Raw genomic sequence first — 18738 nt, forward strand, 5'->3', positions numbered from 1 at the left:
GGCCCGGTCAGGACGGGTCGATCGCTGCGGCGGTCTCGTTGATCAGCAGCGTGGCGTCCTCCGGGACGTTCCGCTTCAGCACCGCGAGCGCGATCTGGCCCAGCTCGTGGTGCAGCACGGCGGTGCCGACGAAGCCCACGGTCCGGCCGTCGAGAGTCACCGGCGTGCCGGCGGTCGGCGGCTGGTCGGTGGTCACCCCGTCCAGGTGCAGCAGCACCAGGCGGCGCGGCGGCCGGCCCATGTTGTGCACCCGGGCCACCGTCTCCTGCCCCCGGTAGCAGCCCTTGTCCAGGTGCACCGCCGGGCCGATCAGGTCCACCTCCGCCGGAATGGTCCGGTGGTCGGTGTCCACCCCGACACGGGGTCGCCGGGCGGCCACCCGGATCGCCTCGTACGCCCAGAGTCCAGCGACCGGCACGCCCGCGCCGCGCAGCTCCGCCACCACCTGGTCCATCGCCGACCGCGGGACCAGCAGATCCACCCCGAGCGGGCCGCGCCGGGCCCAGCCACCGACCGGCAGCGGTCGTACGTCGTAGCGCACGGTCGCCCGGGGCGGCACGGCGCCGGCGGCGAACTTCGGGCCGGGCACCGCGACCAGGTCCGGTGCGGCCAGCCCGGTCACGCCGAGCGTGCCCAGCACGTCCGGCGCCGCCGGCCCGACCAGCGACAGCAGAGCCCGTTCAGCGGTGGCGTCGCGCGGTTCGACCTTGCTGAAGAACCGCATCTTCTCCAGGTACGCCAGCAAGCCCGCGGTCGCGCCCGGCTCGGTGTCCAGCCAGGTGGTCTCGCCGTCCTCGGCGACCAGGGCGTGCTGCTCGACGTGCCCGTGCGGGCTGAGCACCAGCAGCTCGGTGCCCTCGCCGGCGACCAGCGTCGCCAGGTGCTGCGAGGTGATCGTGTGCAGCCAGCCAGCGCGTTCCTCCCCGGGCACCGCGATGACCCCCCGGTGCGACCGGTCGACCAGGCCGACCTCGGTGTCCAGGATGCGCTGCTCGCGCAGCGGGTCGCCGTAGTGCGCGGCCACCCCCCGCACGCCTGCCGCGACGTGCGCCGGCTCCGGCTGGTCGCGACTGGCCTCGTCGATGCTCTCGACGGCCACCGCTCCCGCGATGTCGATCATTTCTGGTCCCCGTTCTCGCAGCGTTCGCAGACGCCGAAGAGCGACACGTGCCCGATGTCCACCCGGAACCCCCGTTGCGCGGCCAACTGGTCGGCGAGCGGGCGCAGCAGCTCCGGATCGATCTCGTCGATCGCGCCGCACTCCCGGCAGACCAGGTGGACGTGTTGGTGCTCACCGGCCGCGTGATAGGTCGGCGAGCCGTGCGAGAGATGGGTGTGGGTCACCAGGCCGAGCCGTTCCAGCAGCTCCAGCGTGCGATAGATGGTGGTGATGTTGACGCCGGCGGCGACCTCCCGGACAGCGGTGTGCACCTGCTCCGGGCTGGCGTGGCCCAGATCGAGCACCGCCTGGAGGACGAGCTGCCGCTGGGCCGTCAGCCGCAGCCCACGGGCCCGGAGCATTTCCGCGAGGGAGGATTCGGACACCATCCGATCATAGTTCGGCAACCAGGCCGACCTCCCTACGCCGACGGACCGCCGCTACGCTCGACGGTCATGGTGATGTCGTCCGTCGGAAAGGTCGCGGCCGATACGACCGCGCGGATCGCCATGCTCGGGCGTGGCCCGGTCCCGGCCGGCGAGCCCGTGCTCCGCGGCGACGACCTCGGCGTGCTCCGCGGCGACGGCCTCTTCGAGACCATGCATCTGCGCCAGGGCCGGCCGTGGCTACGCGACGAGCACCTGACCCGGCTGGCCGTGGCGGCTGCCGCCGTCGACCTGCCACTGCCACCCACCGCCGTGCTGATCGAACTGCTCGACACGGTGCGCGCCGGGTGGCCGGCGCAGGTGGAAGGGGCTCTGCGGCTGGTCTGCACCCGGGGCCCGGAGGCCGGCGGCCCACCGACCGTCTACGCCACCCTGACCGAAGTGCCGGCGCCGTCCCGCGCGGCCCGCCGGGACGGGATCAGTGTGGCGACCCTGCCGCTGGGGGTGCCGGCCGACGCGCGTACCGGGCTGGACTGGCTGCCGGCCGGGATCAAGTCCACCTCGTACGCGGTCAACAGCGCCGCCCGCCGCTGGGCCCGGAAAGCCGGGGTGGACGACGTGCTCTGGATCTCTTCCGACGGGTACGCGCTGGAGGGCCCCACGGCGAACGTGGTGTGGCTCACCGGCGGCACGCTCTGCACCGTGCCCGCCACCACCACCGGCATCCTGCCCGGCACGACGGTCGCCTGGCTGCTCGGCCACGCGGGCGAGCTGGGCCTGACCGCCGCCGAGCGGATGGGCACACCGGCCGAGCTGCACGGGGCGGACGGCATCTGGTTCAGCTCGTCGGTGCGCGGGATCACCGAGGTCCACACCCTGGACGGGGTGCGCCGGGACCGGTCCCCGCGCACCGCCGCCCTGCACGCCCTGCTGGGCTTCTCCGTTGCCTGAGGGTCAGCCGCCGACCCGAACGAGCCGGGCGGAGAGGTGGGCGCTGAGCGGGTGCCCCATCGCGGCCATCTCCTGGGCGTAGAGCAGCGCGCCCTCGACGATGCCGAAGAGCCGGTGCCCGCCGGTGACCTCCTTGGCGGTCGCCGTCCGGACCACCGCGTCGGTGGCGAACTCGACCTGGGTGCCGGTGCGCTTGCCGAGGTGCAGCTCCATCACCCCGGACGGGGTGCTCAGAAGTGCCTCCAGCTCGTCGGTGGCCCGGCCGTCCACCAGCACCGGCCGCCACCAGCCGACCTCGCGCCCGGCCGGACGGACCGGCTGGCTCTGCTCGTCGAGGATCCAGGCCCGCGACTCGTAGTGCAGGAACGGCCGGCCGTCGTGGCTGATCCGGATCTCCTGCGCGTAGTCGAAGTCCTCGATGGTCGGGAAACCACCCTTGCCCCGGCCGCGCCACAGCCCGATGTAGGGCAGCAGGCCGTCCAGCGCGGGGTGCAGCTTCGGCCCGACCCGCAGGTCGTGGCTCTCCTCGAACGGGTACGGGTCGACCGGCGGCGCGTTCAGCCACGGGGGCTGCAGCGGGTTCTCGTCGCTCACCAGTGTCACCAACGTCCTCTCGATATGCGTACGGCGAGGTAGACCAGGCCACCGGCGAGCCCGCCCAGGCCGGCGACCAGCAGGCTGACGAACCCGATCTCGGTAACCATCCCGACCATCCTATGCTGGGCCCCATGGCCCGCACTCTCGTCGTCAAGGCCACCGCCGGGGCGGACGCCCCGGAGCGGTGCGCACAGGCGTTCACCGTCGCCGCGACCGCGGTCGCGGCCGGGGTGGACGTGTCGCTCTGGCTGACCGGCGAGTCGACCTGGTTCGCGCTGCCCGGCCGCGCCCAGGAGTTCGAGCTGCCGCATTCGGCGCCGCTGGCCGAGCTGCTGCACGTCATCCTGACCAGTGGCAGGGTGACCGCCTGCACCCAGTGCGCGGCCCGGCGTGAGATCGGGCCGGACGACGTGCTGCCCGGCGTCCGGATCGCCGGCGCCGCGGTCTTCGTGGAGGAGTCCCTGGCCGAGGGAGCGCAGGCGCTGGTCTACTGACCGGCGGCGGCCCGGCGGGCGGTCGGGGCGGAGTGCCGATACCGACCCCACATCCCGGACGGCTGCCTACGATTCGGTTGTGACCGAGGTGACGGAGAGGTTCTTCGAATCACTGCCGGCGCGCGCCCCGGAGGTCCTCGGTGGCCTGGTGGACGGCACCCTCCAGATCGACCTCGGCACGGACAACATGACCGAGCACTGGCTGGTCCGGATGCGGCCGGGGTCGGTCCACGTCAGCCGTCAGCGCGGGCCGGCCGACGCCATCTGGTACAGCAGCACGGCCCTGTTCGACCGGCTGGTGACCGGCGAGGCCCAGGGGGTCGCGGCGGTACTGCGCAACGAGAGCACGTTCAGCGGGAACGTGGTGCTCTTCCTGGCCTTCCGGCGGTTCTTCCCGGACCCACCGGGCACCCGCGACCCCCGCGAGGTGGCCCGGAAGCAGGCCGGGCGGCAGGCGTGAAGGATCTGGTCAGCATCCTGGACGGCAACACCTTCCTGGTCAGCGACCGGACGGGAGACATCGAGCCGTCCTATGACTTCCCGACCGGGCTGTTCTCCTTCGACACCCGCTTCCTGTCCAAATGGATGCTGACCATGAACGGTCAGCGGCTGCACGCCCTATCGGTGGACGACAACGAGTCGTACCGGACCCGGTTCTTCCTGGCCCCCGGTGAACCGACGCACTACCTGGACGCCAAGGCGTCGGTGATTCGCAACCGGGCGATCGTGGGCAGCTTCGAGGAGGAGCTGACCGTGCTGAACCACGCCGGCGAGGAGGTCGAGTTCACCGTCCGGATCGAGATGGCGGCCGACTTCGCCGACCTGTTCGAGATCAAGAACGCCCGGCAGAAGGTGGGGCGGACGACGGTCTCGATGACCGACAGCGAGCTGCGGCTGACGTACCGCCGGGAGGCGTTCCACCGCGAGACGGTGATCAGCTCGAGCACGCCGGCAACGGTCGACCCCGCCGGAATGACCTTCCAGATCCGGGTGCCGCGGAACAGCGAATGGACCACCACCCTGCACGTGTCCACCATCGTCTACGGGGCTCGGGGGGAGGACATCCGGGCCACCCTGCCGTACGGCGGCAGCCGTAGCGCGGACGCCATCCGCGCGGAGCAGCAGGAGCTGATCGACCGGGCGCCGAAGCTCGGCTGCGACTGCGAGCCGTTGGCCGGGGCGTACCGGCGCAGCCTCAACGACCTGGCCGCGCTGCGCTACGAGTCGATCGCCCTGGGCGTGCGGCTGCTCGCCGCCGGGCTGCCATGGTTCATGACCCTCTTCGGCCGGGACAGCATCATCACCTCGTTGCAGGTGCTGCCGTTCCTGCCGGAGCTGATCCCGCCGACCATCGTGATGCTGGCGGGGTTGCAGGGGCACCGGGTGGACGACTTCCGCGACGAGGAGCCGGGCAAGATCCTGCACGAGCTGCGGTACGGGGAGACGGCCGGTTTCGAGGAGCAGCCACACTCGCCGTACTACGGGTCGGCCGATTCGACGCCGCTGTTCATCATCCTGCTCGACGAGTACGAGCGCTGGACCGGCGACGTCCAGCTGATCAAGCGGCTGGAGCCGCACGTGCGCGCGGCGCTGGAGTGGATGGACACCTACGGCGACCTGCTCGGCACCGGCTACCTCTGCTATCAGACCCGTAATCCGGAGACCGGCCTGGGAAACCAGTGCTGGAAGGATTCCTGGGACTCCATCTCGTACGCCGACGGTCGGATACCCGGCTTTCCCCGAGCCACCTGCGAGTTGCAGGGCTACGCGTACGACGCGAAGATCCGGGCCGCCCGGCTGGCTCGGACGTTCTGGGGAGACCCGGCGTACGCGGACCGGCTGGAGCGGGAGGCGGCCAGCCTCAAGCAGCGGTTCAACCACGACTTCTGGATCGCCGACCGCGAGTACTACGCGCTCGCCCTGGACGCCGACGGCCGGAAGGTCGACGCGCTGTCGTCGAACATCGGGCACCTGCTCTGGAGCGGCATCGTCGACGAGTCCCGGGCCGGCAAGGTGGTCGGGCACCTGCTCGGGCCGCGACTGTTCTCCGGCTGGGGTGTGCGAACCCTCGCCGAGGACCAGAGCCGGTACAACCCGATCGGCTACCACGTGGGCACGGTCTGGCCGTTCGACAACTCGATCATCGCCTGGGGGCTGTGGCGGTACGGCTTCCGGGACGAGGCCGGGCAGATCTGCGACGCGATGCTGGCCGCTTCCCGCTACTTCCAGGGGCGGCTGCCGGAGGCGTTCGCCGGCTATGCCCGTGACCTCACCGACTACCCGGTGGAGTACCCGACAGCGTGCAGCCCGCAGGCCTGGTCGACCGGCACCCCGCTGCTGCTGCTGCGGGTGATGCTGGGGCTGGAGCCACAGGGCGAGCACCTGATCATCGATCCGGCCGTGCCACCGGGGATGGGGCGGATCGAGCTGCTGGACATTCCCGGCCGGTGGGGTCGGGTCGACGCGCTGGGCCGCAGTCGCGACCCGGACGAGCCGCTGGGCGGCTGACCCGGCGGAAGACCGGGCTCAGCCCGGGCAGCCGACGGTGGCGGCGAGCCGGGCGGCGTCCGGGGTGAGTTCGGCCAGCACCGTGACCGGGCCGGCGCGGTACGCGTACACCGGGGGGCTGTCCAGCAGCGGCGCGCCGCCGGCCAGCGGGGTGAGCCCGCCCGCCGAACCGGCCGTGCCGGAACCGGCGGCGGACCGCGCGGTACGGGCCAGCACGCCGCCCGGGCAGGGCGCGGTGACCAGCTCCGGCGCGGCGTCGGTCGGCCGGCCGAGCGCTCGCAGCGCGGCCGTCAGGGCGGCGGTCTCCGGGCCGGCAGGGGTGGCCGGCGACGGGGCGTAGCCGGAGCCGACCGGCCGGCAGCCGGTGTCGACGGTCAAGCGGATCCGGCCGTCCCCGGTTGGCCGGCCCTCGACGGCGACGAACTCCCCGGCGTCGGCGCGCAGCTCCGGGCCGTACAGCCCGGCCCCGACCCCGGCCCGCCAGCTCGCGGGGAGTCGATCGGCGATCCCGGACAGCACGGCGCGCTCGGTGCCGACGGCCGCGAGCACGCCGACCTCACGCCGCAGCGTGGCGCCGTCGGCGAACGGGGTGACCCGGCAGCCCGACTCGACCCGCGCCGCCCCCAGCTCCAGCAGCCCGGCCGCCCCGGACGCCCGGGCCAGCTCCCCGACCGCCCGGTCGACCACCGGACCGGCCTGGTCGAGGGAGCGCTGCTCCCGCACGGTCGGTGGGTCGTCGCGGACCGACGTCCAGGTGAGCGCGGTCAGCAGTACGGCCCAGACCGCGGTCGCGACCAGCAGCCACCGCCGCCGCCGGGCAGGTGCCGGGGCGGCGGGACCGGTCGACGGGGCCCACCCCGTCCGGACAGCTCCGCTCACCCGGCCATGGTGTCACGGGCGGCGCGGCGGCGATCGGCGGCGTCGGGCACGCCCACGGTCAGGTGGGCCGGGGCGGCGGATCGACGCGGTAGCCGACCCCCCGCACGGTGTGCACCTGCGGCCCGCCCGGCAGGCTGCGCAGCTTGCGCCGGAGTCGCTTGACCGCGGAGTGCAGGAACGCGGTGTCGCCCAGGTACGCGCCGCTCCAGACCTCGGCGAAGAGCTGTTCGTAGCTCCACACCACCAGCGGCGGGCCGATCAGCCGGGCGAGCAACTCCCGCTCGGTGCGGGTGAGCGGGAGCGGCTCGCCGCGCCAGGTGACCAGGTGCCCGGCGGGGTCGACCACCAGCTCACCCCAGCTGACCGGCCCCTGCTGGGCCGTGGGTGGGGTGACCGGCGCGACGGTCAGGGCCGCATCCCGCGGCGGCGACGGGAACAACATCGCGCGCAGCTCGGTCAGGTCGGCGCAGCTCACCACCGGGCCGACCCCGTCGAGCTGGCGCACCACCTGCTCGCGCACCGAGACGTCCGCGCTCACGCAGACGACGATCGGGACCTCTTCACCGGACACGCCGCCTCCACCCGCACCAACCGTATTGAGCGTGACTTCCACCCGAAGATAGTGACGCATGCCGATGGATTCCGGGGGTCGGCCCGATTCGCCCCTGCCGCCGACCGGAGCAGGACGCGGGCCCACTGGACCTTCGGGAGCGGCTGGGGCCGGTCACCCGGGAGGGTGACCGACCCCGGACCGATCAGAGGGTGGGCTGTCAGGCGACGGTGACGCTGACCTCGTTGATGCCCCGGCCGGCGGTGACGGCGGTGTCGCCGTTGCCGTGCCGGGAGAGCGCCCGCAGCGTCCAGGCACCCGGCGCGGCGAAGAACCGGAACTGGCCGGCCGCCGAGGTGACCACCTCGGCCGTGAACTCACCGGTCGAGTCGAGCAGCCGGACGTACGCGCCCGGCACGGCCTCGTCCGCCGCCGAGCGGACGACGCCGGTGATCACGGTTTCCTTCTCCAGGTCCAGACTGGCCGGCAGCGGCGCGGCCTGGTCCGGCGCGGCGCAACCCGCAGCGGTGGGAGCAGTCATGGTCAGGCCTCCCCGGGCTCGTCGCCGAGCGCGACCGGCACGCCGACCAGCGAGCCGTACTCGGTCCAGGATCCGTCGTAGTTCTTGACGTTGCGGTGACCGAGCAGCTCCTTGAGCACGAACCAGGTGTGCGAGGAGCGCTCACCGATCCGGCAGTAGGCGATGGTCTCCCTGCTGTCGTCGAGACCGGCGCCGCCGTAGATCTTGCGGAGCTCGTCGTCGGACCGGAAGGTGCCGTCCTCGTTGGCCGCCTTGGACCACGGGACGCTGATCGCGGTGGGGATGTGACCGGCCCGCTGCGCCTGCTCCTGCGGCAGGTGGGCGGGGGCGAGCAGGCGACCGGCGAACTCGTCGGGGCTGCGCACGTCAACCAGGTTCTTGCTGCCGATCGCGTTGACGACCTCGTCGCGGAAGGCCCGGATCGAGGCGTCCGGCTCCTGCGCCACGTACTGCGTCGCCGGACGGGTAACCGTCTCGGTGACGAGCGGACGGGCGTCCAGCTCCCACTTCTTGCGACCGCCGTCGAGCAGCTTCACGTCGCGGTGGCCGTAGAGCTTGAAGTACCAGTAGGCGTACGCCGCGAACCAGTTGTTGTTGCCGCCGTACAGGATGACGGTGTCGTCGTTGCTGATGCCCCGCTCGGAGAGCAGCGCCTCGAACTGGGTCTTGTTGACGAAGTCCCGGCGGACCTGGTCCTGCAGGTCGGTCTTCCAGTCGATCTTGATCGCACCGGCGATGTGGCCGGTGTCGTAGGCCGAGGTGTCCTCGTCGACCTCGACGAAGACGACGCCCGGGGCGTCGAGGTTCTTCTCGGCCCACTCGGCCGAAACGAGTGCGGTGTCGCGACTCATCGAATCACTCCCTGGTGAGGATGGATGGTGAGCCAACGCGCGAGATCGATGGATGCAACTGTCGCACCACGCGCGGGACCCAACGGAAGGACGGGATCACGGGTTCGTGCGACGGCGCCGCTGCCGGGCTTTCGGTGGGATCACCGGAGGGTACGAGGACCCTGCGTGCCGGTGGCCGCCGTCAGGCGGCCGGAAACAGCCCCGCCGTCAGATGACGGGGCGACACAGGCAGGTGGCCACGCGGCACAGGTCGACCGCGCGCCGTTTGGTGAGGTGGGTCCCCATGGCCAGGGAGCCTACCAGCCGGTGACCGGGCTGCCACCAGGTCGACCAGCATCCGGGAATCGCCCGAGCGGCCGGCAGGGCCGGCATCCGACCGCTGCTCAGCCCGCGGAGTTGATCGGCACGTTCTTCGCGTCGGCGGTGACCGCCAGCCCCTCCGGCAGCGGCCGGACCTCCCGGACGGCAAGCTGGAACGGCAGGTCGGGCAGGGGCACGTCGACGGAGATGCCCTTGGCGTAGTTGTTTAGCAGGGCGCGGGCCAGCGGCAGGTTCGGCAGGCCCGCGGCGTCCAGATCGTTGAAACGCAGGGCGACGGCGCCGCTCTCGGCGACGGTGACGTCGGCGGTGCCGCTGACGGTGAGCTTCTGGCCGAGGATGTCGACCGGGGCGGTGACGGCGAGCTTGCCGCCCTGCTCGCCGAGGGTGAGCCCGGGCCGGTCCAGCAACGCGGCGAGACTCTCGTAGCTGATCGTGCCGGTGCCGTTGACGGTGTCCGCCACAACGTCGCCCTGGCCGCTGCGCAGGGTGTCCAGCGACGCCCGCACGTTACGGGCGTCCACATCCAACACCGGCAGCCGCACGGCGTCGCCCTCCACCGAGGCCTGCACGTCCCGCAGCTTGATGGAGATCCGCTGGTAGCGGCCGTCGAGCACCTGGGTGAGGAACGGAATCCCGCCGACCTGGACGTCGGGCTCGGCGGACTGCGCGCCCTGCTTGGTGACCTCCTGGCGGACCCGGTCCGCGATGGCCCGCTCGGCCACCCCGACCGCCACCCGGTCGGCGACCACCAGCAGCCCTGCCACCAGAAGGAGCAGAACGACCAGGCCGATGAGCAGCTTGCGACCGCGCCGTCGGGGACGGGGCTCGCCCGCCGGATACTCCTGGGCCACGCCGCCTCCTGTCTCCGCCCACCGCGGTGCGGCGGGTCGTCCATACCGGTTGCCGCAGGGCGGCGCACCCGTAGGTACCCGACCGGCTCCTGACTCAACCGTGGCTCAGAGGAAGAGCATGCACATGGCGTACGCGGCCGGGGCGGCCAGGGCGAAGCCGCCGAGCGGACCCTGCATGTGCCGGGCGACCCACATGGTGGGTGGTTCGCCGGCCATCAGCCGGCCCGCCTCGGCGTACCCGACGGCGAGGTCCGAGAGCACGGCGGTGACCGCCGCGACCAGGCCGATCACCGCGGCCCGCGTGGGCGTGAAGGGCGCCACCAGGTAGCTGCCGAGGACCGCGCTGATCAGCGTGCCGACCATCGCGCCGACGACCACGCCGGCGGCGCCCCGGGGCACCTGCGGGGCCAGCCGTGGCCAGGGCAGCACCGCGTCCGTGAGTCGGGCGACGGTCAACGCGGCTCCGCTCGCGGTGAGGCAGACCGTGATGGCCTGGGTGCCGGCCGGGATCCGGCTGAGCACGATCAGGGTGCCGAAGGCCACCACTCCGACCACGATGAGCAGCGTGGCGCCGAGCGAGTCGGTGACCCGGACCCGGTCGACCCGGCGGACCAGCTGACCGAGCACCGCGGCGAGGAACCCGCCGGCGGCCAGGTAGCCCAGCGGCGCCAGGCCGGCGATGTCGGTCTGCACCGCGGCGATGTCGGCGACCGCGGCGACCGCGGCGCTGATCCCGGCGACCAGCAGCAGCGCGGGTGGGCGCATGGCCATCGTCCAGGCGAGCACGAACAGCAACTGGACGCCGAAGATGATGAAGGCGAACGGCAGCCGGTGACCGGGGCCCGAGGTCTGCGCGCCGAGCACCAGGCCGACACCGAGCAGCGCCGCGAAGCCGGCGATCGTCAGCGCCAGCGGGCGACGCACCTCGACCGGGGGTACGACCTCCTCCTCCGGCTCGTCGATCTCGTCCTCGGAGCGGCGGGCCGGCTCCCCGGCTCGGCGGGCACGGCGAGGCCCACCCCGTTCACGGCGTTCGCCGCCGGTGACGGGTGGCCCGGTGCGCGGCGCGGGCGGGTGGCCACGGGTCGGGGCGGCCGGGCCCGGGCGGGGCCCGTCGGGCCACGATTCGCGGCCGGCGTCGGGCGAGGTGGAGGGAAACACGCCCCGATCGTGCCAGACCGACCGCCCAACGCGGTGGTCACGGGTTTCAGCAGCGTTAAAACCTGTGCCACGATCAGGGGCAAGGTGGACAAACGGGAAACGGCCTGAAGGCGCAACCGAGGCAATCGGTTACGCTCAACCCCGTTACCCGCCCGTCAGCGACGCCGGGACCACGCAATTTCTCAGCGCACTTTCGGCAAGTGTGTCTGGTCGCGTGCGGCCAACGTGCCGCCGGGACGGAGGTGAACGTGGAGATCCTGCTGCTGGTGACCGCACGCGCAGGGGAACCGTCCGCTGTGCTGCCGGCACTCGACCTGCTGCCGCACTCGGTCCGCACCGCGCCGCGCGACGTCCGCACCTTGGTCGCCGGCCCCAGCCCGGACGCGGTCCTGGTGGACGCACGGTCGGAGCTGAGCGAGGCCCGCGCGACCTGCCGGATGCTGCACGCCACCGGGCTCGGGGTGCCGCTGGTCGCGGTGGTGACCGAGGCCGGTCTGATCGCGTTGAACGCCGACTGGGGGGTCGACGACGTCATCCTCGCGTCTGCCGGCCCCGCCGAGGTGGAGGCGCGGCTGCGGCTGGCGGTGGGTCGGCTGAGCAACGCGACCGCCGGCGCCGGCGGCTCGATCCGGGCGGGCGAGCTGACCATCGACCCGGACACCTACGCCGCGAAGTTGAAGGGGCGGCCGCTCGACCTCACCTACAAGGAGTTCGAGCTGCTGAAGTTCCTGGCGCAGCACCCGGGCCGGGTGTTCACCCGCGACCAGCTGCTGCGCGAGGTCTGGGGGTACGACTACTTCGGCGGCACCCGGACGGTGGACGTGCACGTCCGGCGGCTGCGCGCCAAGCTCGGGTCGGAGTACGAGTCGATGATCGGCACCGTCCGCCAGGTGGGTTACAAGTTCGTCGTTCCGCCGTCGCGGTCGCTGCCCGAGGCGGAGCACGCGCCGCTGTCCGTCTGACCTCAGGTCACCCCGGGGACGATTCCCCGTATGCCCTTTTTGCGCAGCTCGTCAGTTCTATTCTGACTGCCGGGTTTGTCGGAGAAAGGGGCGACGGTGCGCGCAGTGACCACGGGGGCGACGGGTCGGCGTGACCGGCCAGCCGGGCGGAAGCCGTGACGCGGGTCAACCCGACCGCCCGGGCAGCGGGAATCGTGACGTTGGTGACGGCAGCCCTGCTCGGCTCGGCGTACGTGCTGGGCCGCAGTCTCATCCCCGACCAGCCCCAGCCGCAGGCCACCGGGGTCACCACGAACGCCGACGGGCCGCACTACGCCGACCAACCCACCGGCGATGAGCCCAGCGAAAGCCCGACCGCGGGTCCCAGCGGCGGCCCCACCGAGGGCGGTCAGGACGGATCGAGGCGGGATGCCCAGGGTGACAAGCTGTTCGGCGCGCACTCCACCACCGGCAACACGCGGCTCGCGCTGACCTTCGACGACGGGCCGGACCCGCGCTACACCCCGCAGGTCCTCGCCACGCTGCGCGAGTTCGACGTGAAAGCCACCTTCTGCGTGGTGGGCGAGAACGCCCAGTACCATCCCGACCTGATTCAGGCGATCGTGGCCGACGGGCACACCCTGTGCAACCACTCCTGGAATCACGACGTCACGCTGGGCAACCGGTCGGCGGACGTGATCCGTGCCGACCTGTTGCGGACCAACGAGGCGATCCGGGCAGCGGTGCCGGACGCGCCGATCGTCTGGTACCGCCAGCCCGGCGGCGCCTGGACCTACCCCGTGGTGTCGGTGGCGCAGCAGCTCGGCATGACTCCGCTGCACTGGTCGGTGGACCCCTCGGACTGGGAGGCCCCCGGTGCCGGCAAGATCGCGGCGTCGGTCGTCAAGCAGGTCGAACCGGGCTCGGTGGTGCTGCTGCACGACGCTGGTGGAGAACGGCAGGGCACGGTGGACGCACTGCGCCGAATCCTGCCCGATCTGACCCAGCGGTTCGAGCTGGAGGCGCTGCCCGCCGATCCGACGTGAGCCGGCCCCGCACCGCGGCCCGGGATCTCGGCGGCCCGCCGTTCCCTGCGGCTACGGTGACGGGATGAGCAGCGCCGAGCCGACCAGCGACCAGGTGACCCGGACCGACCGACTGACTTCGGCGGAGATCGCCGATGTGTTGGCTCTGGCCCGCTCCGCGGGCGACACCGACGGCGCCGACCCGCTCGACGAGCACGTCCTGCTCCGGCTGCGCGACCCGGACGCCCCGGCCGTGCACCTGATCGCCCGTGGCGACGACGGCGTTCTCACCGGGTATGCGCACCTGGACACCACCGACCCGGTGGGCGGAATCGGGGTGGAGTTGGTGGTACACCCCGCGTACCGGCGGCGGGGCACCGGACGGGCCCTGGCCCGGGGCGTGCTCGCCTCGGCCACCGGGCCCCTGCGGGCCTGGGCGCACGGTGACCACCCCTCGGCCGCCGCGCTCGCGGTCGACCTCGGGTTCACCCGCGCCCGGGTGCTCTGGCAACTGCGCCGGCCACTGGCCGCCCCGCTGGCGGACCCGCGACTGCCCGACGGGGTGGTGCTGCGTCCGTTCCAGCCGGGGGTCGACGACGCCGCCTGGCTGACCCTCAACGCGCGGGCCTTCGCCGAGCACCCCGAGCAGGGTCGGTGGACCTCGGACGACCTGCGGGTCCGCCTCGCGGAGCCGTGGTTCGACCCGGCCGGCTTCCTGGTCGCCGAGGAGACCGCCACCGGCCGGCTGCTCGGCTTCCACTGGACCAAGGTGCACGAGCGCCCGGGATCGGCCCGGATCGGCGAGGTGTACGTGCTCGGCGTGGAGCCGACCGCGCACGGCGGTGGGCTCGGCCGGGCGCTGACCACCGCCGGGCTGGCGTACCTGCGGGACCGGCGCGGGCTGGACCGGGTGATGCTCTACGTGGACGACTCGAACACCGGCGCGGTGGCGCTCTACGAGCGGCTCGGCTTCGCCCGCTGGTCCGCGCACATCAACTACCACCTCGGCTGACCGGCGGTCGCCGCCGCGACCGGGTCACCGGCGGGTAACGGGCGCGCGTCGGCGGGATAACGCCGTACCGGAAATATGTCCATACTTCCGACAGGCGTACCCGGGTTCATTTAACGGACAACTCACCCTCGGCAAGCGGTCACCTCGGGGGCCGTACGTGTTCACCTCGCGTTCACTTGCGACCGGCGAACCGGCTACCTGGCACTTCTAACTTTCGTATCAGCCGGTCAGTGCCGGTTCTCGGCCCCCGGGTTCGGGGCGCCAAGTCAGACGCGAAGGGAAACCCCTCAGGTGAAGCTCCAGCGGTACGGCACTCTTGCCTGCCTCGCTCTCGCCGCGACGCTCGGCCTCAGTGCATGCGGCTCGGACAACAACGAGCCCGCCTCCGGCGCCAGCGCTTCGGGCTCGGCCGCCGCGGTCGACTGCGCTACCGGAACGCTGAACGCCCAGGGCTCGTCGGCGCAGAAGAACGCCATGGCCGAGTGGATCAAGGCGTACCAGCAGAAGTGCCAGGGCACCACGATCAACTACGAGCCGACCGGCTCGGGTGCCGGCATCCAGGCGTTCATCGCCGGGACCGCCGACTTCGCCGGCTCCGACTCCGCGCTCAAGCCGGAGGAGCAGCCGCAGGCGGACGCCAAGTGCGTCGGTGGCAAGGCCATCCACCTGCCGATGGTGATCGGCCCGGTGGCCATCGCCTACAACGTCAGCGGCGTGGACAACCTCCAGCTCAAGCCGGCCACCCTGGCGAAGATCTTCGCCGGCAAGGTGACCAAGTGGGACGACGCGGCGATCAAGGCCGACAACCCGGGTGCCACGCTCCCGGCGACCACCATCCAGACCGTCCACCGTTCGGACGAGTCGGGCACCACCGACAACTTCACCAACTTCCTCTCCAAGACCGCCGAGGCCGACTGGACCCTCGGCAAGGCCAAGGCGTGGAAGGCCCCGGGCGGCACCGGCGCCAAGGGCTCGGACGGCGTGGCCAGCTCGGTCAAGGGCGCCGACGGCTCCATCGGCTACATGGAGTGGTCGTTCGCTGAGAACGCCGGCCTGAAGATGTCCAAGATCGGTAACGGCAACGGTGAGTTCGCCGCGCTGACCGCCGAGGCGGCTGGCAAGACCATCGCCGGCGCCGAGGTCGAGGGCCAGGGCGACGACCTCAAGCTGTCGATCGACTACAACACCAAGGAGGCCGGGGCCTACCCGATCGTCCTGGCGACGTACGAGATCGTCTGCAGCAAGGGCCTCGCGGCCGACAAGCTGAAGCTGGTCAAGGGTCTGCTGGGCTACGCCGCCAGCGCCGAGGGCCAGAACTCGCTGACCGACCTGGGCTACGCCCCGCTGCCGGAGACGGTCCGCACCAAGGTCGAGACCGCGGTCAAGAACCTCTCCTGACCCGACCACCTCCGCAACCGAATCGAGCGAGCAGATGGGTGAAACCCCTCACCGCTCGGCCGACGCCGGCACCGGCGGGACGCGCGTGACCCAGAGTCACGAGTGGCCCGCCGGTGCCTCGGCGCGTGTGGCCGAGGCACCAGTCAGCACCCGTTCCCCGGGCGGCGCCGGGCTGGGCGGCGGCGGCGCGCTGCCGCGCAGCCGGAAATTCGGCGCCGAGCGGGCCTTCCGCGGTCTCACCCTGGCCGCCGGCACCGCCGTTCTGGTCATCATCGCCGCCATAGCGATCTTCCTGATCGCCAAGGCGGTGCCGGCCCTGCGCGCCAACACCGAGAACTTCTGGTCCTACGAGGGCTGGTCCCCCAACGAGACGCAGCCCAAGTTCGGCATCGGCACGCTCGCCTTCGGCACCGTGCTCAGCTCGGCGCTGGCGCTGCTCATGGCAGTGCCGGTGGCGCTGGGCATCGCGCTCTACCTCTCGCACTACGCACCGCGCCGGCTGGGCACCGCGCTCGGCTTCCTGGTCGACCTGCTCGCCGCCGTGCCGAGTGTGGTCTTCGGTCTCTGGGGGCGGGACATCTTCATCAACCCGGTCCGGGACTTCTCGGTCTGGCTGAACGAGTACTTCGGCTGGATCCCGATCTTCGGCGGTGACGGCCCGTTCGGTAAGTCGATCATGCTGGGCGCCCTGGTGCTCGCGATCATGGTGCTGCCGATCATCACCTCGCTCTCCCGCGAGGTGTTCCTCCAGACGCCGACCGCGAACGAGGAGGCCGCCCTCGCCCTGGGCGCCACCCGCTGGGAGATGCTCCGCACCGCGGTGCTCCCCTACGGCCGCCCAGGCATCATCGCCGCGGTGATGCTCGGCCTCGGCCGGGCGCTCGGCGAGACCATCGCCCTGGCGCTGACCCTCGGCATCACCTTCGGTATCTCGTTCAACCTGATCCAGAACGGCGGCAACACCATCGCCGCCAACATCGCCAACGCGTTCGGCGAGGCGAACGAGACCGGCCGCGGCGCGCTCATCGCCTCCGGCCTGGTGCTGTTCACCATCACGCTGATCGTCAACATCACGGCGCGGGCGATCATCTACCGCCGCCGGGAGTTCACGGAGTCGGCCGCATGACCACAACCGTCACCTCCCACCGCACCCGCCCGCCGGCCCAGCCCGCCTCGCTGCGGGCCCGGCGGCTGCCCTGGTACGCCGCACCGGCAATCGCCGTGACGGCTCTGGCGCTCTCCGCCGCGGTCGTCTACGGCACCGACATCGGCGGCCCGGTCCTCATGGTCGTCCTCGGCGCGGCGCTCTACCTGATCGGGCTCTTCGCCGCGGCCAACGCGGTCGAGGGGCGCCGCTCGGCCCGCAACCGCACCTGGAGCGCGCTGATCCACTCCGCGTTCGTGCTGGCGGTCCTGCCGCTCGTGTCCGTGGTGTGGACGCTGGTCAGCAAGGGCGCCGAGCGGCTGGACGGGAACTTCTTCCAGACCTCGATGAACAACATCGGGGCCCGCGACGCCAACGGCGGCGCCTACCACGCGATCGTCGGCACGCTGGAGCAGGTCGGCATCGCCACTCTGATCACCGTGCCGCTCGGCATCCTCTGCGCCATCTACATCGTCGAGTACGGCCGGGGCAAGTTCGCCTTCGCGATCCGGTTCTTCGTGGACGTCATGACCGGCATCCCGTCGATCGTCTCCGGCCTCTTCGTGCTGGCGTTCTGGGTGCTGGTCGTGTCGCCATGGTTCAACGACGGTCGGCCGAGCTTCTCCGGCTTCGCCGCCGCGCTCGCGCTGAGCGTGCTGATGCTGCCCACCATCGTCCGGTCCACCGAGGAGATGCTCCGCCTCGTCCCGGCGCCGCTGCGCGAGGGTGCCTACGCGCTCGGCGTACCCAAGTGGAAGACCATCCTGCGGGTGGTGCTGCCGACGGCGCTGCCAGGCATCGTCACCGGCGTCATGCTCGCCATCGCCCGTGCGGCCGGCGAGACCGCGCCGGTGCTGCTGGTCGCCGGCGGTGGCGCCGCCATCAACACCAACCCCTTCGAGAACAGCCAGTCGTCGCTGTCCCTCTTCGTCTACCAGCAGGCCGGTGATGCGTCAAGGTACGCGCCGGCACGGGCGTGGACCGCGGCACTCACCCTGGTCGCCCTCGTGCTCATCCTGACGATCGCGGCGAAGCTGCTGGCCCGCCGTAACCGGCTCAGCCGATGAACCCCGGAGGTACCACCATGGCCAAGCGCATCGAAGCCTCGAACGTCACCGCCTACTACGGTGCCTTCAAGGCCATCGAGAACATCAACCTGACCGTCGAGCCGAAGACGGTCACCGCCCTGATCGGCCCGTCCGGTTGCGGCAAGTCCACCTTCCTGCGGTCGATCAACCGCATGCACGAGGTGCTGCCGGGGGCCCGGGTCGAGGGCAGCCTCACCATCGACGACCAGGACATCTACGACCGGGACGTCGACGTCACCGCGGTCCGGCGCATGATCGGCATGGTCTTCCAGCGGCCGAACCCGTTCCCCACCATGAGCATCTTCGAAAACGTGGTGGCCGGGCTGAAGCTCAACGGCGTACGGCGCAAGTCGATCCTGGAGGAGGCGGCCGAGAAGGCGCTGCGCTCGGCGAACCTGTGGGACGAGGTCAAGGACCGGCTGGGCAAGCCCGGCGCGGGCCTCTCCGGCGGTCAGCAGCAGCGGCTCTGCATCGCCCGGACCATCGCGGTCGAGCCTCAGGTGGTGCTGATGGACGAGCCCTGCTCGGCCCTGGACCCGATCTCGACGCTGGCCATCGAGGACCTGATGTTCCAGCTCAAGGACAAGTTCACGATCATCATCGTGACGCACAACATGCAGCAGGCCGCGCGTGTGTCCGACCGGACCGCCTTCTTCTCCATCGAGAAGACCGGCGACCCGGGCCGGCTGATCGAGTACGACAACACCCAGAAGATCTTCAGCAACCCGAGCGTGAAGAAGACCGAGGACTACATCACCGGCCGCTTCGGCTGAGCCAACCCGGGAGGGCGCCGCACGGTGTCCCTCCCGCACACCCCCCCGCCCCGTCGATCTAGGGCACGTTGCTGTGGACAGAGATCGACTCACAGCAACGTGCCCTAG

22 protein-coding genes are annotated in these 18738 nt (G+C 71.8%); 11 read left to right on the forward strand and 11 right to left on the reverse strand.

The genetic code is table 11. The features are described 5' to 3' along the window. Positions 1-7 precede the first annotated feature (7 nt). Together ygfZ and BUS84_RS20790 are read right to left on the reverse strand one after the other, a co-directional pair. Complete coding sequence (ygfZ, locus tag BUS84_RS20785) at positions 8-1120, reverse strand: CAF17-like 4Fe-4S cluster assembly/insertion protein YgfZ (RefSeq protein WP_074314884.1); 1113 nt, start codon at positions 1118-1120, stop codon at positions 8-10. Beyond that, positions 1117-1548 (reverse strand): Fur family transcriptional regulator, encoded by a 432-nt coding sequence (locus tag BUS84_RS20790; RefSeq protein WP_074314886.1) that lies wholly within the window; start codon positions 1546-1548, stop codon positions 1117-1119. Before BUS84_RS20790 ends, ygfZ begins: the two co-directional genes overlap by 4 nt. A 66-nt stretch (positions 1549-1614) precedes the next feature. Between BUS84_RS20790 and BUS84_RS20795 the strand changes: the two genes are divergently transcribed. Next, on the forward strand, positions 1615-2496 hold the full coding sequence (locus BUS84_RS20795; protein WP_074314887.1) for an aminotransferase class IV: 882 nt from the start codon (positions 1615-1617) through the stop codon (positions 2494-2496). A gap of 3 nt (positions 2497-2499) precedes the next feature. Here the strand turns inward: BUS84_RS20795 and BUS84_RS20800 are convergent, their stop codons facing one another. Both BUS84_RS20800 and mtfM read right to left on the reverse strand, forming a co-directional pair. Then, positions 2500-3090: a heme-binding beta-barrel domain-containing protein gene (locus tag BUS84_RS20800; protein WP_074318963.1), complete on the reverse strand. Its 591-nt coding sequence runs from the start codon at positions 3088-3090 to the stop codon at positions 2500-2502. Between the two features lie 5 nt (positions 3091-3095). Beyond that, entirely contained in the window at positions 3096-3200 is a 105-nt protein-coding gene (gene mtfM, locus BUS84_RS40720; protein ID WP_030327764.1) for a small membrane protein MtfM, read from the reverse strand. Positions 3201-3212: 12 nt separating this feature from the next. Here mtfM and BUS84_RS20805 point away from each other — a divergent pair, with 12 nt between their 5' ends. From BUS84_RS20805 to BUS84_RS20815, 3 genes are all read left to right on the forward strand, one after another. Then, positions 3213-3587, forward strand: a complete 375-nt coding sequence (locus BUS84_RS20805; RefSeq protein ID WP_074314889.1) for a DsrE family protein — start codon at positions 3213-3215, stop codon at positions 3585-3587. Positions 3588-3666: 79 nt separating this feature from the next. Continuing rightward, the gene (locus BUS84_RS20810; protein WP_074314890.1) at positions 3667-4047 is read left to right on the forward strand and encodes an SCP2 sterol-binding domain-containing protein; all 381 of its coding nucleotides are present in this window, start codon (positions 3667-3669) and stop codon (positions 4045-4047) included. Continuing rightward, a complete protein-coding gene (locus BUS84_RS20815) occupies positions 4044-6095 on the forward strand; it encodes an amylo-alpha-1,6-glucosidase (protein ID WP_074314892.1) in 2052 nt (683 codons plus the stop codon). Before BUS84_RS20810 ends, BUS84_RS20815 begins: the two co-directional genes overlap by 4 nt. Before the next feature lie 18 nt (positions 6096-6113). On the opposite strand, the gene BUS84_RS20820 is transcribed toward BUS84_RS20815, so the two are convergent. The 7 genes from BUS84_RS20820 to BUS84_RS20845 all read right to left on the reverse strand — a co-directional run bounded on the left by BUS84_RS20820 (position 6114) and on the right by BUS84_RS20845 (position 11249). Continuing rightward, a complete protein-coding gene (locus tag BUS84_RS20820; protein WP_074314893.1) occupies positions 6114-6974 on the reverse strand; it encodes a hypothetical protein in 861 nt (286 codons plus the stop codon). A gap of 58 nt (positions 6975-7032) precedes the next feature. Next, positions 7033-7545 (reverse strand): winged helix-turn-helix domain-containing protein, encoded by a 513-nt coding sequence (locus tag BUS84_RS20825; protein ID WP_074314895.1) that lies wholly within the window; start codon positions 7543-7545, stop codon positions 7033-7035. Between the two features lie 199 nt (positions 7546-7744). Next, positions 7745-8065, reverse strand: a complete 321-nt coding sequence (locus tag BUS84_RS20830) for a DUF1416 domain-containing protein (RefSeq protein ID WP_074314897.1) — start codon at positions 8063-8065, stop codon at positions 7745-7747. A gap of 2 nt (positions 8066-8067) precedes the next feature. Continuing rightward, on the reverse strand, positions 8068-8916 hold the full coding sequence (locus BUS84_RS20835) for a sulfurtransferase (RefSeq protein ID WP_074314899.1): 849 nt from the start codon (positions 8914-8916) through the stop codon (positions 8068-8070). Between the two features lie 207 nt (positions 8917-9123). Further along, positions 9124-9288, reverse strand: coding sequence for an Ms5788A family Cys-rich leader peptide (locus BUS84_RS40930; protein ID WP_342198307.1), 165 nt, complete (start codon positions 9286-9288; stop codon positions 9124-9126). Positions 9289-9299: 11 nt separating this feature from the next. Next, positions 9300-10088: an LmeA family phospholipid-binding protein gene (locus tag BUS84_RS20840; RefSeq protein WP_074314900.1), complete on the reverse strand. Its 789-nt coding sequence runs from the start codon at positions 10086-10088 to the stop codon at positions 9300-9302. A gap of 105 nt (positions 10089-10193) precedes the next feature. Continuing rightward, entirely contained in the window at positions 10194-11249 is a 1056-nt protein-coding gene (locus BUS84_RS20845) for a hypothetical protein (RefSeq protein ID WP_074314902.1), read from the reverse strand. 242 nt (positions 11250-11491) lie between these two features. Here BUS84_RS20845 and BUS84_RS20850 point away from each other — a divergent pair, with 242 nt between their 5' ends. The 7 genes from BUS84_RS20850 (at position 11492) to pstB (ending at position 18630) form a co-directional block, all read left to right on the forward strand. Beyond that, on the forward strand, positions 11492-12211 hold the full coding sequence (locus BUS84_RS20850) for a winged helix-turn-helix transcriptional regulator (protein WP_208869705.1): 720 nt from the start codon (positions 11492-11494) through the stop codon (positions 12209-12211). 194 nt (positions 12212-12405) lie between these two features. Continuing rightward, a complete protein-coding gene (locus BUS84_RS20855; RefSeq protein WP_425293460.1) occupies positions 12406-13236 on the forward strand; it encodes a polysaccharide deacetylase family protein in 831 nt (276 codons plus the stop codon). Positions 13237-13300: 64 nt separating this feature from the next. Next, positions 13301-14227 carry a mycothiol synthase gene (gene mshD / locus BUS84_RS20860; protein ID WP_074314906.1) on the forward strand — a complete coding sequence of 309 codons (927 nt, stop codon included), beginning with the start codon at positions 13301-13303 and terminating at the stop codon, positions 14225-14227. Positions 14228-14518: 291 nt separating this feature from the next. Further along, positions 14519-15625, forward strand: coding sequence for a phosphate ABC transporter substrate-binding protein PstS (gene pstS / locus BUS84_RS20865; protein ID WP_074314908.1), 1107 nt, complete (start codon positions 14519-14521; stop codon positions 15623-15625). 34 nt (positions 15626-15659) lie between these two features. Next, on the forward strand, positions 15660-16751 hold the full coding sequence (gene pstC / locus BUS84_RS20870; protein WP_074314909.1) for a phosphate ABC transporter permease subunit PstC: 1092 nt from the start codon (positions 15660-15662) through the stop codon (positions 16749-16751). Then, positions 16748-17836 (forward strand): phosphate ABC transporter permease PstA, encoded by a 1089-nt coding sequence (gene pstA / locus BUS84_RS20875; RefSeq protein WP_074314911.1) that lies wholly within the window; start codon positions 16748-16750, stop codon positions 17834-17836. Before pstC ends, pstA begins: the two co-directional genes overlap by 4 nt. A 17-nt stretch (positions 17837-17853) precedes the next feature. Next, the gene (gene pstB, locus BUS84_RS20880; protein ID WP_074314912.1) at positions 17854-18630 is read left to right on the forward strand and encodes a phosphate ABC transporter ATP-binding protein PstB; all 777 of its coding nucleotides are present in this window, start codon (positions 17854-17856) and stop codon (positions 18628-18630) included. Positions 18631-18738 lie beyond the last annotated feature (108 nt).

Origin of the sequence: Micromonospora cremea (assembly GCF_900143515.1) — a bacterium.
Lineage (GTDB): Bacteria > Actinomycetota > Actinomycetes > Mycobacteriales > Micromonosporaceae > Micromonospora > Micromonospora cremea.